The 12,503-nt window shown below is 69.1% G+C and carries 11 protein-coding genes; 8 read left to right on the top strand and 3 right to left on the bottom strand.

Going from position 1 to position 12,503, the window contains the following annotated elements; genetic code table 11:
• Positions 1-11 precede the first annotated feature (11 nt).
• The gene (locus ACW174_RS13295) at positions 12-1,115 is read left to right on the top strand and encodes a DUF2855 family protein (RefSeq protein WP_492014922.1); all 1,104 of its coding nucleotides are present in this window, start codon (positions 12-14) and stop codon (positions 1,113-1,115) included.
• Between the two features lie 4 nt (positions 1,116-1,119).
• On the opposite strand, the gene ACW174_RS13290 is transcribed toward ACW174_RS13295, so the two are convergent.
• Genes ACW174_RS13290 through ACW174_RS13280 form a run of 3 tightly spaced genes read right to left on the bottom strand, consistent with a single transcriptional unit; the run spans position 1,120 to position 3,164 of the window.
• Positions 1,120-1,923: a DUF1295 domain-containing protein gene (locus ACW174_RS13290; protein ID WP_492014921.1), complete on the bottom strand. Its 804-nt coding sequence runs from the start codon at positions 1,921-1,923 to the stop codon at positions 1,120-1,122.
• Positions 1,924-2,562 carry a cadmium/peroxide/UV radiation responsive anti-sigma factor ChrR gene (gene chrR, locus ACW174_RS13285; RefSeq protein ID WP_492014920.1) on the bottom strand — a complete coding sequence of 213 codons (639 nt, stop codon included), beginning with the start codon at positions 2,560-2,562 and terminating at the stop codon, positions 1,924-1,926.
• Positions 2,559-3,164 (bottom strand): sigma-70 family RNA polymerase sigma factor, encoded by a 606-nt coding sequence (locus ACW174_RS13280; RefSeq protein WP_492014919.1) that lies wholly within the window; start codon positions 3,162-3,164, stop codon positions 2,559-2,561. Before ACW174_RS13280 ends, chrR begins: the two co-directional genes overlap by 4 nt.
• A 104-nt stretch (positions 3,165-3,268) precedes the next feature.
• Here ACW174_RS13280 and ACW174_RS13275 point away from each other — a divergent pair, with 104 nt between their 5' ends.
• Genes ACW174_RS13275 through ACW174_RS13245 form a run of 7 tightly spaced genes read left to right on the top strand, consistent with a single transcriptional unit; the run spans position 3,269 to position 12,496 of the window.
• Positions 3,269-4,612 carry an NAD(P)/FAD-dependent oxidoreductase gene (locus ACW174_RS13275; RefSeq protein WP_492014918.1) on the top strand — a complete coding sequence of 448 codons (1,344 nt, stop codon included), beginning with the start codon at positions 3,269-3,271 and terminating at the stop codon, positions 4,610-4,612.
• Positions 4,609-5,379: a DUF1365 domain-containing protein gene (locus ACW174_RS13270; protein WP_492014917.1), complete on the top strand. Its 771-nt coding sequence runs from the start codon at positions 4,609-4,611 to the stop codon at positions 5,377-5,379. Before ACW174_RS13275 ends, ACW174_RS13270 begins: the two co-directional genes overlap by 4 nt.
• A 46-nt stretch (positions 5,380-5,425) precedes the next feature.
• Positions 5,426-6,076 (top strand): prepilin peptidase, encoded by a 651-nt coding sequence (locus ACW174_RS13265; protein ID WP_492014916.1) that lies wholly within the window; start codon positions 5,426-5,428, stop codon positions 6,074-6,076.
• A gap of 35 nt (positions 6,077-6,111) precedes the next feature.
• Entirely contained in the window at positions 6,112-9,726 is a 3,615-nt protein-coding gene (locus ACW174_RS13260; protein ID WP_492014915.1) for a hydantoinase B/oxoprolinase family protein, read from the top strand.
• 57 nt (positions 9,727-9,783) lie between these two features.
• Entirely contained in the window at positions 9,784-10,512 is a 729-nt protein-coding gene (locus ACW174_RS13255) for a DUF969 domain-containing protein (protein ID WP_492014914.1), read from the top strand.
• Positions 10,509-11,474: a DUF979 domain-containing protein gene (locus ACW174_RS13250; protein WP_492014913.1), complete on the top strand. Its 966-nt coding sequence runs from the start codon at positions 10,509-10,511 to the stop codon at positions 11,472-11,474. Before ACW174_RS13255 ends, ACW174_RS13250 begins: the two co-directional genes overlap by 4 nt.
• Positions 11,475-11,482: 8 nt before the next feature.
• The gene (locus ACW174_RS13245; RefSeq protein ID WP_492014912.1) at positions 11,483-12,496 is read left to right on the top strand and encodes a DUF2891 domain-containing protein; all 1,014 of its coding nucleotides are present in this window, start codon (positions 11,483-11,485) and stop codon (positions 12,494-12,496) included.
• The last annotated feature ends 7 nt before the right edge of the window (positions 12,497-12,503 follow it).

Raw genomic sequence — 12,503 nt, 5'->3', positions numbered from 1 at the left:
GGAGAGACGCCATGATCGACAGCCAACACCGCCTGATGACCCGCAAGGCGGATCCGGGCGATACGCTGAGGGACAGGCTTCCCGAGCACGGTCCACCGGCCGAGGGCGAGGTGGTGCTGGCGCTGGACCGGTTCTCCCTGACCACCAACAACATCACCTATGCCGCCTATGGCGACTCCATCGGTTACTGGAAGGTCTTCCCGACCGGCCGCGACGACTATGGGATGATGCCGGTCTGGGGCTTTGCCGATGTGATCGCGTCCGAAACGCCGGGCATCGCGGTCGGAGCGCGGGTGTTCGGCTATTTCCCGATGGCCGACACCCTGATCGTACAGGCCGAAAAGGTGTCGCGCGGCGGCTTCGCCGACGGCTCGCCGTGGCGCAAGGCGGTGCCGGACATCTACAATCGCTACGTCCTGTGCGCGGCGGACCGGCACTATGACGCGGAGCTGGAAACCAGCGAGGCGATCTTCCGGCCGCTGTTCGTGACCTCCTACACCGCCGTCGACTTCCTGCGGGACGCGGGCTTCTTCGGCGCGAAACGGATTGTGGTGTCCAGCGCCTCCAGCAAGACCGCCTACGGCGCCGCCTGGTGTCTGGAGCAGGACGATATCGAGGTCATCGCCCTGACCGGCGCGCGCAACCGGGCCTTTGTCGAGGGGCTGGGATGCTATGACGCCGTATACGGCTATGACGCGGTCGAGACCCTGCCGGACGACAAGCCGACCCTGTATCTCGATCTGGCGGGCGATCCGGTGTTGCGGCGGCGCGTGCACGCGCGGTTCGGCGACAGGCTGACCTACGACTGTCTGGTCGGCTCGACGCAGGGCGACGCCTTCCCGACCCATGACCCCGAGATGGTGGGACCGAAGCCGGTCTTCTTCTTCGCCGCGACCTGTCTGGACCAGCACCGCGAGCGTGGCACGCTCCACGCCTTCTACGAACGCTTCCTGGCGGACCAGAAAACCTTCTTCCGGCGCGTCGTCGACCCGGCCTCACCGTGGATCCGCATCGTCGAGCATCAGGGGCTGGAGGCGGCCGCGGGCGTGGTGCGGTCGCTGGCGGACGGGGCGTCCGATCCGGCGGAGGGGGCCGTCGTCCGCCTCCGGCGCTGAGGCGTCAGTCCGCCCTGGGCGGGCGCGGGAAGAACAGGCTGGTGCGGGCGGCGTAGGCGGCGAAGGCCTCGGGCCGCGTCTTCTTCATGTGCGCCTCAAGGGGCGGCACGCCCGAGACGCGGGTCAGCAACCAGTACATGTAGATCGGCGCCGACAGGGCCAGCCAGCCCCACGGCCAGTCGCCGCTCAGGTTGATCGCCATCACCGGCCAGGCGCACCAGCCCAGCCATTCGAAGAAATAGTTCGGATGCCGCGACCAGGCCCAAAGGCCGGTGTCGCAGATCTTGCCCTTGTTCTCGGGATTGGCCTTGAAGACGGCGAGTTGCCGATCCGCCGTGGCCTCGCCGCCCATCGCCACCAGCATGATCAGTACGCCGAGAAGGTCTTGCAGCGTCGGACCGGGCGAGGGGTTGCGCGCGGCGACCAGCAGACTGCCGACCAGAAGCGCGCCCGCGCCGGCCTGCAGCATCAGGAAGCCGAACAGGCGGGGCTGGGCCTTTGCGCCCCACTCCCGCTTCAGCCCTTCATAGCGTTCGTCCGGCTGGCCCTTCAGGGCGCGCTCGACCAGGTGACCGCCCAGCCGCAGGCTCCACAGGGCGATCAGCCCGGCCACCGCGCCCTGGCGGAAGTCGATGTGCCCGACCACGAAGGGCCACAGCGCAACGAGCAGACCGGCCAGTCCGATACCGAACGTCCAGCAGGCGTCGACCCACGCCCCCTGCCCTGTTCGCCATTGGACGAACCAGGCGAGGGACATGACGGCGACAAGGAGGAGCGCCGAGGCGCCCCAAAGAATAATTTCCGGCATCTACAATCGTACGAAGGGCTGGATGAGACGACCCAACAGGCCGTCGAGGATGATTTGCCCATCCAGCGCCGCAACGCAGAGACAGGGCTCGTCCGAAATCACACGCGGCTGATGCAGGGTCTCCTGATCGGCCTCTTCGAAGTCGCCCGGGTAGTAAGCCTGATTCTCTATCGCATAGGCGCCTGAAATAACGCAGGTCAGTTCAACCCCGCCGTGCGTGTGCCTCGGCGTGGCCTGTCCGGGCGCGATGCGGAGCAGAATCACGCGGGTGTCGCCGTCGCGCGGAGCGTGTACGTCACGCACCTCGACCCCGCCGCCCATCTTGCGCCACCGGCCCAAGGGGTAACGGCGCAGCGGCTCCGGCAGCTCCGGCATATCGTTCAGCGGCGGGGCCGCGACGACCTCGCCGGTGTCGGCATCGACGCGCGCCAAAGCCCGGGCCAAGGCGTCCGGCTGCATCGGCGTGGGATCGAGATCACCGAGAATGGCGCCGCCGACGCCCTGAAGCCGCTGCACCCAGCCTTCGACCTCGGGACGCATGGCCAGGCAGGCCGAAACGACGACCGCCTCGGGCGGGCTCAGGGTTCCAGCCGCATAGGCCAGCAGTGTTTCTTCGGACGGAGCCGGACGGGCGTTCATCGGCCACCCTCCTGTTCCAGCGTGACGCGTAACTTCAACATGGCTTTCCGGATACGGGATTTCACCGTCCCGAGCGGCAGGGAGAGACGCTCGGCGATGGCGGAATGAGGGTGATCGAGGAAGAAGGCCATGTGCACGACCTGCGCCTGTTCAGGCGTCAGGGTGGCCATGGCCTCCCGGATACGGGTCGCGTCCTGACGGCCTTCCAGCAGGCTGTCGGGACGGTCCGGGTCAACGGCAGGCGGCATCAGCTCCACCGGCGGGACGCGCGCATCCTTGCGCAGGGCGTCCAGCCGCCGGTTACGGGCGATGGTGAAAATCCAGGTCGCGGCATGGGCCATGCGGGCGTCGAACAGTTCGGCCTTGCGCCAGACCGTCAGCATGGCCTCCTGCGCAAACTCCTCCGCCGCCGCCTCCGCCGCGCCGCCCTTGATCAGCCAGGCTTTCAGGCGGGGCGCGAAATGCTGGAACAGGCAGGCGAAAGCCTCGCGGTCGCGCCTTTGCGCCACCGCCACGATCATTTGATCATAGTCTTCCACGCCGTCAGTCACGCGGACCGCGCGGACGGGGCGAAAGCTCGAGGTCATGACTGAGCCGTGCATGGATCATCTTACGTGTTGTGCCCGTGGATGGATCACCCGTCATCCGGAATGCGTTCACGGACGTAACAGGGACATCAGGCCCGCGGGCCGTCCTGACCGAGACAATGTCCTTGACCGTCGCATCTTCCGCCTCTTCCGCCCGCCGCCTGCGGATCGCCGTGGTCGGGTCCGGGGTGTCGGCCCTGTCCTGCGCCTGGCTGCTGAACTCGCGGCACGAGGTGGTGCTTTACGAGCGTGATGAGCGGCTGGGCGGGCATTCCAACACGGTCAACGCCCGGATGGCGAGCGGCGAGGTGGCGGTGGACACGGGGTTCATCGTGTTCAACGGCGCCACCTACCCCAACCTGTGCGCCCTGCTGGAGCATCTGAAGGTCCCCACGCGCGAGACGGACATGTCCTTCGCGGTGTCGCTGGACGAGGGTCGGTTCGAATATGCGGCGCCGGCGCTGTTCGCCCAACGCCGCAACATCTTCCGCCCGCGGTTCTGGAAGATGCTGGCCGAACTGGTCCGCTTCTATCGTCGGGCGCCGGGCGATATCGCCGCCCTGAAGGATCCGGATCTGAGCCTGGGCGACTATCTGAAATCCCGGAAATTCGGCGCGGCCTTCCGCGACGATCACCTGCTGCCGATGGCGGCGGCGATCTGGTCCTCGCCGGCCCAGACCATCAACGACTATCCCGCCGAAGCCTTCGTCCGCTTCTGCACCAATCACGGCCTGCTGAAATTTCTTAACCGGCCGATGTGGCGGACCATCGTCGGCGGCAGCCGGGTCTATGTGGAGAAACTGGCGCAGACGCTCGGGGACTGCATCCGCCTGAGCCGCGAGGTCAAGTCGATCCGCCGTGTGGCGGACGGGGTGATCGTACGCGACGTGCGCGGAGACGAGCAGACGTTCGACCACGTCGTCATCGGCGCCCACGCCGATCAGGCGCTGGCCATGCTGGCCGAACCGACCCCGGAGGAGCGCCGGTTGCTGGGCGCCTTCCGCTACAGCCGCAATCTGACGATCCTGCATTCGGACGCCGCCCTGATGCCGAAGCGGCGCCGGGCCTGGGCGAGCTGGAACTATATGGGAACCAACAACGGTCTGTGCGTCAGCTACTGGATGAACAAGCTGCAGGGCCTGCCCGGCGACGACCTGTTCGTGACCCTGAACCCGCCGCGCCCGCCACGGCCCGAAACCCTGCTGAAGACCGAGGTCTACGAACACCCGATCTTCGATCAGGCCGCAGTGGCCGCGCAAAAGGAACTGTGGAGCCTGCAGGGTCAGGGCGGCGTCTGGTATTGCGGCGCCCACTTCGGCGCGGGCTTCCATGAGGACGGCCTTCAGTCCGGCCTGGCGGTCGCCGAGCAGCTGGGCGGCGTACGCCGGCCCTGGCAGGTCGAGGATGAAAGCGGCCGCATCCACCTGTCGCCCGCCCCCGAACCCGAGCGGCTGCACGCATGAGCCCTGCCGGAAGCCTGTATCGCGGCACGGTCATGCATCGACGGATGCGGCCCCGCGTGCACGCCTTCCGCTATCGGCTGTTCTGGGTTCTGCTGGACATCGACCGGCTGGCCGAGGCGGAGGCGAGCACCCGGCTGTTCTCCGTCGGCCGGTTCAACCTGCTGTCTTTCCAGCCCCGTGACCATGGCGACAAATCCACGACCGACCTGCGAACCCAGGTCATGCTGCAGCTTGAGACGGCCGGCATTACCGGCGTGGACGGGCCCGTCCGGCTGCTGACGATGCCCCGCATGCTGGGCTTTGTCTTCAATCCGATCAGCGTCTGGTACGCCCACCGCGCCGACGGCCGACTGGCGGCGGTGGTTTATGAAGTCTCCAGCACCTTCGGCGAGCGACGGTCCTATGTCCTGCCGGTAGAGGGCGAGGGGCGGTTCGACCAGGGCTGCGACAAGACGCTTCACGTCTCTCCCTTCATGCGGATGAACATGCGGTACCACTTCAAGGGTCGCGATCCGGATGAACGGCTGACCCTGGCCATCGACGGTCATGATCCGGAGGGTCTGCTGATCGCCACGGCGATGAGCGGCGAGCGACGCCCCCTGACGGACCGCGACATCCTCAAGGCCGTGCTGGCAGTCCCCTTCGAGACCCTGAAGGTCGTCGCCGCGATCCACTGGGAGGCGCTGCGGCTCTGGCTGAAGCGCGTTCCGCTGGCGCCGGATCCGAAAACGTTGAACGCCGCGGGACGTCCGTCCACCTTGCCGTGACGACAGGCGCCGCCTATCGCAGCGGTCAGGGCTATGCGGAGGGCGCGTGCAGATCGGGATTGTCACACTGGCCTTTGTCGCGGCCGGCCTGGTCGTCGGCCTGCCGCTGGCCCTTGCCAGCGAGCGCCTGCCGAAGTCGGAGGCGAGGACGGCGCCGCGACGGATCGCGCGGTACGCCGGCTTCGCCCTCGCCTGCGCGGCGCTGGGCGGCTGGGCGGCGCTCGCACAGGGTACGATTTCCGCCGCCCTGCTGACCGCGGTGCTGGGCTGGGGTTTGCTGCTGATCGCCGTGGTGGACGCCGAGCACCTGTGGCTGCCGGATGAACTGACCCTGCCGCTAGGCGCCGCAGGACTGGGGGCGGCTCTGCTGCCCGGTGGAACGGGTTTGCTGAACGCCGGCATCGGCGCCGCGGCGGGGTTCGTCGCGCTGTGGCTGCCGGCCTTCATCTACCGCCGCGTGAGGGGTCGGGACGGGCTGGGCGGCGGCGATCCCTTCCTGCTGGCGGCCGGCGGCGCCTGGGTCGGCTGGAAGGGGCTGCCCGGCGTCCTGCTTTGGTCGGTGGCCGCCGTGCTCTGCCTGGTGCTGGTGCGGGCCGTGATGCGCAAGCCCCTGGCCGGTCCGGACCGTCTGGCCTTCGGTGTCTGTCTGGCCGTCGGGATCTGGATGATCTGGATCTTCGGACCACCGGGCGTCTGACAGGCTAGGGTGACGCCATGAGTCGGAGCGGTGGAATGGATCAGGTCACGGGCTGGCGCTTCTGGATTGACCGGGGCGGCACCTTCACCGACGTGGTCGCCCGCGCGCCGGACGGGGCCCTGACCACCCGCAAGCTGCTGTCGGTCAATCCCGAGCAATACGCCGACGCCGCCGTCGAGGGGGTGCGCCGGGTCCTGGACGCCGGGCCCGGACCCCTGCCGCCCGGTCTGGTCGAGGCCGTCCGCATGGGCACCACGGTCGCCACCAACGCCCTGCTGGAGCGCAAGGGCGAACCGACCGTGCTGGTCATCACCCGCGGCTTCGGCGACGCCCTGCGGATCGGCTGGCAAAGCCGTCCGGACCTGTTCGCCCGCCACATCCGCCTGACCGATCAACTCTACGACCACGTGGTCGAGATCGATGAGCGCGTCCGGGCCGACGGGGCTGTGGACAAGCCTGTGGATATGGCGGGGACAAGGCGGGGATTGCTGGCGGCGCGCGAGGCCGGATTCCGCTCTGTCGCCATCGCCCTGGTGCACGGCTGGCGGTTCACCGATCACGAACGGCAGGTGGCTGAAATCGCCCGCGAGCTGGGCTTTGAGCAGATTTCGGTCAGCCATGAGATCGGGGCCCTCATCAAGCTGATCGGGCGGGGCGACACCACCGTGGCCGACGCCTATCTCTCGCCCATCCTGCGCGCCTATGTGGACAAGGTGGGCGGGGCGCTCGGTGAAACCACGCCCCTGCTGTTCATGCAGTCGAACGGCGGCCTCACGGCGGCGGGCGCCTTCCGCGGCAAGGACGCCATCTTGTCCGGCCCGGCCGGCGGCGTGGTCGGCATGGCCGAGACAGCGAAGGCGGCGGGATTCGAGCGCGTCATCGGCTTTGACATGGGCGGCACCTCGACCGACGTGTCCCACTTCGCCGGGGCGTACGAGCGGACCTCGGACGCCGTGGTCGCCGGGGTGCGGCTTCGCGCGCCCATGTTGGCGATCCATACGGTGGCGGCGGGCGGCGGTTCGATCTGTCGGTTCGATGGGGCGCGGCTGCGGGTAGGACCCGAATCCGCCGGCGCCGTTCCGGGACCGCGCGCCTACCGCCGGGGCGGACCGCTGACGGTCACGGACTGCAATGTCCTGCTGGGCAAGCTGAAGCCCGAATTCTTCCCCGCTGTCTTCGGCCCCGGCGCGGATCAACCGCTCGACGCCGACGCTGTGCGCGAAGGCTTCGTGGCCTTGGCCGCCGAGGTCGAGGCCGCCACAGGCCACGCCACCACCCCGGAAGCCTTGGCCGAGGGCTTCGTCACCATCGCCGTCCAGAACATGGCCGAGGCGATCAAGTCGATCTCGATCCAGCGCGGTTACGACGTGACCCGCTACGTCCTGAACTGCTTCGGCGGCGCGGGCGGACAGCACGCCTGCCTGGTCGCGGACGCCCTGGGCATGACGACCGTGATGCTGCACCCCTTCGCCGGCGTCCTGTCGGCCTACGGCATGGGGCTGGCCGAGGTCCGGGCGATCCGGCAGGCGACGGCGACGATCCCGCTGGACGCCGCCGCCGATGCGGACATGACCGCGCGGATCGAGGCGCTGGCGGAGCAGGCCCGGGCCGAACTGGCGGCCCAGGGCTTCGCCGACGACCGGATCGCCGTCGCCGCCCGGGCCGAGATCAAGTTCGCGGGCTCCGACACGCCCCTGACCGTGCCCTTCGGACCGGCCGACGCGATGACCGCCGCCTTCGAGGCCCTGCACCGCCGCCGCTTCGGCTTCTTCGCCGAGGGCAAGGCGCTGGTCGTCGAGACGCTGGAGGCCGAGGCCACCGGGGCGTCAGGCCAGACCGCCAGAACCGGAGGCGACGCTCGCGAGCGGACGCCCACCGTCGTCGCCCATACCCCGGTCTGGATGGCGGGCGAAAGCCGTGAGGCGCCGGTCTATCGCCGCGAGCACTTCGGCCCCGGCGCCGCCGTGGACGGCCCGGCCGTCGTCCTGGAGGACACCGGCACCACCGTGGTCGAGCCGGGCTGGCGCGCCGCGGCCGATGCGGGGCTGAACCTGATCCTGAGGCGCGTCGTCCCCCTGCCCGCCCGCACCGCCATCGGGACCCACGCCGATCCGATCCTGCTGGAGGTGTTCAACAGCCGCTTCATGGCCGCCGCCGAACAGATGGGCGAGGCGCTGCGCGCGACGGCCTATTCGGTCAACATCAAGGAGCGGCTGGACTTCTCCTGCGCCGTCTTCGACGCGGGCGGCGCCCTGATCGCCAACGCCCCGCACATCCCGGTGCATCTGGGCTCCATGGGCGAGAGCATCCGCACCGTGGTCGCCTCACGAGGCGACGCCCGGGACGGGCGCGGCATGCGGCGCGGCGACGTCTATATGCTGAACGCCCCCTACAACGGCGGAACGCACCTGCCGGACATCACCGTCATCATGCCGGTCTTCCTCGCGGCCGATCAGCGGCCCGCCTTCTTCGTCGCCGCGCGCGGACACCACGCCGATGTCGGCGGGATCACGCCCGGCTCAATGCCGCCGACCTCGAGGACGGTCGAGGACGAGGGCGTGCTGATCGACGACTTCCTTCTGATCGACGCCGGGACGCTGCGAGAGGCGGAGACCCGCGCCCTGTTCGCCTCCGGGCCTCACCCGTCGCGCAACGTCGATCAGAACATGGCGGACCTGAAGGCCCAGGTTGCGTCCTGCGCCCGCGGGGCCGACGAACTGATCCGCATGGTTTCGGAGTTCGGGCGGCCGGTGGTGTCCGCCTACATGGGCCACATTCAGGACAATGCCGAAGAGGCCGTCCGCCGCGCCATCGCCGCCCTGAAGCCCGGCTCCTTCGATCTGGAGATGGATGACGGCGCAGTCATCCGTGTACGGATCGACGTGGATACGGAGGTCCGCAGCGCGGTCGTGGACTTCACCGGCACCAGCGCCCAGCGGCCCAACAATTTCAACGCCCCGCTGTCGATCACCCGGGCGGCGACCCTCTATGTGTTCCGGACGCTGGTGGACGACGCCATCCCGTTGAACGAGGGCTGCCTGAAGCCGATCACCCTGATCGTGCCCGAGGACTCGATGCTGAACCCCCGCTATCCGGCGGCCGTCGTGGCCGGAAATGTCGAGACCAGCCAGGCCGTCGTGGATGCGCTGTACGGCGCGCTGGGCGTGCTGGCGGCCAGTCAGGGGACGATGAACAACTTCACCTTCGGCGACGCCACCCGACAATATTACGAGACCATCGCGGGCGGCTCGGGCGCGGGGCCCGGTTTCGACGGCACGGCGGCGGTGCAGACGCACATGACCAACAGCCGCCTGACCGATCCGGAAGTGCTGGAGACCCGCTTCCCGGTCCTGCTGGAGGAATTCTCCATCCGCCACGGCTCCGGCGGGGCCGGCGCCAACCGGGGCGGCGACGGGGCGGTGCGGCGGGTGCGGTTCCTCGAACCCCTGACCGCTGCCATCCTGTCCAACCACCGCCGCACCCCGCCGTTCGGCGCGGCGGGCGGGGAGCCGGGCGCGGTGGGCATCAACCGGATCGAGCGCGCGGACGGGTCGGTCGAGCCGCTGGACGCGACGGCGGAGGTGCAGATGGCTGTCGGGGACGTGTTCGTCATCGAGACGCCGGGCGGCGGCGGATTCGGCAAGCCCTAGGCCTTTCGCAGGACGGCGAACCGCGCGACTGTCCGCGCCCGGATGGAGGGGGAAGAGATGCTTGTGCTTCTGGGGATCGCGGTCGTGGTGGCGGGCTTCATCGCCCGGATCAATCCGTTGCTGGTCATACTGGTCGCGGCGATCGTCACCGGCGTGCTGGCGGCCGTCAGCCCGGGCGTGGACGCGCGTGCGCTGTTCGACGCCGGCGTGGCGACGCTGAGCCGGTTCGGGGAGGCCTTCAACGACAACCGCTATTTCCACATCACCTGGCTGATCCTGCCGGTGATCGGGGTGCTGGAGCGGGCGGGCTTGCAGGAGCGGGCGCGGCAGCTGATCTCCACCGTCCGCGCCGCGACGGCAGGACGGCTGCTGCTGGTCTATCTGCTGGTGCGGCAGGGCACCTCGGCGCTGGGCCTGACCTCGCTGGGCGGGCATCCGCAGATGGTCCGCCCCCTCGTCGCCCCCATGGCAGAGGGCGCCGCCGAGGCCGACCATGGTCCCCTGCCCGACAAGGTCCGCTTCCGGATCCGCGGCATGTCCGCGGCCACCGACAACATCGGCCTGTTCTTCGGCGAGGACATCTTCATCGCCATCGGCTCCATCGTCCTGATGGTCGGCTTCCTCGAACAGGCGGGCATCCGGGTCGAGGCGCTGCACATCTCCCTGTGGGCCATCCCCACCGCCATCGCCGCCTTCATCGTGCACGGCATCCGGCTGTGGCTCTTTGATCGAAGCCTGAAGCGTGACCTCGCCGCACCCGTCGGCGATGCGGAGGCGGCCCGATGATCACGCTTCAGCACGCCTATATCCTCACCGGTCTGATGTTCCTCGCCTTCGCCGTCTTCACGGCCATGGACCGGACGCACCCGACCCGGATCCGCAACACCCTGTTCTGGGGCCTGATCGCCACCTCCCTGCTGTTCGGAGATCTGCTGGGCGGACTCGGCAACGGGCTGCTGGTGGTGGCGCTGGTCGTCATCGGTGCGATCGGAAAGATGGGCGTCGGCCAGCCCGCCACGACCACGATCGAGGAACGGCGCGAAGGCGCGGCCGGGCGCGGGAACGCCCTGTTCGTACCCGCCCTGATCATTCCGCTGGTCGCCGTCGGCGGGACGCTGCTGGCCAAATATACCGGCGCGGGGGCGTGGCTGATCTCCTCGACCCAGACCACCCTGATCGCGCTGGGTCTCGGCTGCGTCATCGCCCTGTTCGCGGCCATGGCCTGGTTCCGCCCGCCGGTGCTCGCGCCGGTGCAGGAAGGCCGTCGCCTGATGGACTCGATCGGCTGGGCCACCCTGCTGCCCCAGATGCTGGCTTCGCTGGGCGCGGTCTTTCTCGCCGCCGACGTGGGCGGGGTGGTCGGCCAACTGGTCAGCCAGACGGTCCCCCTGACAACGCCGCTTCTGGCGGTGGCCGCCTACTGCCTCGGCATGGCCCTGTTCACCATCATCATGGGCAATGCCTTCGCCGCCTTCCCGGTGATGACCGCCGCCATCGGCCTGCCCATCGTGGTGCACCAGTTCGGCGGCAACCCGGCCATCGTCTGCGCCATCGGCATGCTGGCCGGATTCTGCGGGACGCTGATGACGCCCATGGCCGCCAACTTCAATGTGGTGCCCGCCAACCTGCTGGAGCTGCCGGACCGCAACGCCGCGCTCAACGGAGTCATCCGGGCGCAGATTCCGACGGCCCTGATCCTGCTGTTCGTCAATATCGGGCTGATGTACGCCCTCGCCTTCCGCTTCTGAGTAGCCCGATGACGCATCGCCTCGACGCCGCCACCGCCTCCCGTTTCGCCTCGGCGGCGCTGGGCCATGTGACCCGCGAATATCCGAACAAGCTGGATCATGTCCTGACCGGCAAGCGGGACGTGAAGGGGCCGCGCGACCTGCACCCGATCTTCTTCGGCAGCTTCGACTGGCACTCCTGCGTGCACGGCTGGTGGACCCTGTTCACCCTGCTGCGGCTGTATCCGGACAATCCGGAGGCGCCGCGTATCTGGGCCCTGGCGAATGAGCTGTTCACGCCGGAAAACGTCGCCGCCGAGGTCGCCTATCTGGATCAGCCGTCCAGCCGCGGGTTCGAGCGCCCCTATGGCTGGGGCTGGCTGCTGATGCTGGCGGCGGAACTGGACCGGCACGACAGCGAGGACGGCCGTCGCCGCGCCGCGACCCTGCGCCCGCTCGCGCGCGCGTTCGCCGACCGCTTCCACGCCTTCCTGCCGCTGGCGGCCTATCCGGTGCGGGTCGGGACCCACTACAACACGGCCTTCGCCCTGCGGCTGACGCTGGACTGGGCCGAGGCCAACGATCCGGTGCTGGCCGCCCTGTGCCGTGAGAAGGCATCGACCTGGCATTCGGGCGACCGGGACTGTCAGGCGTGGGAGCCGTCGCAGGACGAGTTCCTGTCGCCCGCCCTGATGGAGGCCGCCCTGATGCGGCGCGTCCTGCACCCGCATGACTTCCAGGACTGGTTCAACGCCTTCCTGCCCAAAACGGGATCGCAGAAGCCCGCGACCCTGTTCACCCCCGCCAGCGTCAGCGACCGGTCGGACGGCAAGATCGCCCATCTGGACGGCCTGAACCTGAGCCGCGCCTGGTGCTGGCGCGAAATCGCCTCGGCCCTGCCGGAGAGCGATATCCGCGCCGTCATCGCGCGCAGGGCGGCGGCGACCCATCTGGACGCCGCCCTGCCCCACGTCACCGGCGACTATATGGGCGAGCACTGGCTGGCCAGCTTCGCCCTGCTGGCCCTGCTGGCGGACGACTAGGCCCGCG

This window comes from Brevundimonas sp. AVps31 (assembly GCF_058681355.1).
This window is presented reverse-complemented; position numbering and strand designations above follow the sequence as displayed.

Coding starts and splice junctions, on each gene's coding strand:
- ACW174_RS13280 (WP_492014919.1), bottom strand. CDS start 3,164: ATGCACGGCTCAGTCATGACCTCGAGCTTTCGCCCCGTCCGCGCGGTC.
- ACW174_RS13295 (WP_492014922.1), top strand. CDS start 12: ATGATCGACAGCCAACACCGCCTGATGACCCGCAAGGCGGATCCGGGC.
- ACW174_RS13250 (WP_492014913.1), top strand. CDS start 10,509: ATGATCACGCTTCAGCACGCCTATATCCTCACCGGTCTGATGTTCCTC.
- ACW174_RS13275 (WP_492014918.1), top strand. CDS start 3,269: ATGTCCTTGACCGTCGCATCTTCCGCCTCTTCCGCCCGCCGCCTGCGG.
- chrR (WP_492014920.1), bottom strand. CDS start 2,562: ATGAACGCCCGTCCGGCTCCGTCCGAAGAAACACTGCTGGCCTATGCG.
- ACW174_RS13290 (WP_492014921.1), bottom strand. CDS start 1,923: ATGCCGGAAATTATTCTTTGGGGCGCCTCGGCGCTCCTCCTTGTCGCC.
- ACW174_RS13245 (WP_492014912.1), top strand. CDS start 11,483: ATGACGCATCGCCTCGACGCCGCCACCGCCTCCCGTTTCGCCTCGGCG.
- ACW174_RS13270 (WP_492014917.1), top strand. CDS start 4,609: ATGAGCCCTGCCGGAAGCCTGTATCGCGGCACGGTCATGCATCGACGG.
- ACW174_RS13255 (WP_492014914.1), top strand. CDS start 9,784: ATGCTTGTGCTTCTGGGGATCGCGGTCGTGGTGGCGGGCTTCATCGCC.
- ACW174_RS13260 (WP_492014915.1), top strand. CDS start 6,112: ATGGATCAGGTCACGGGCTGGCGCTTCTGGATTGACCGGGGCGGCACC.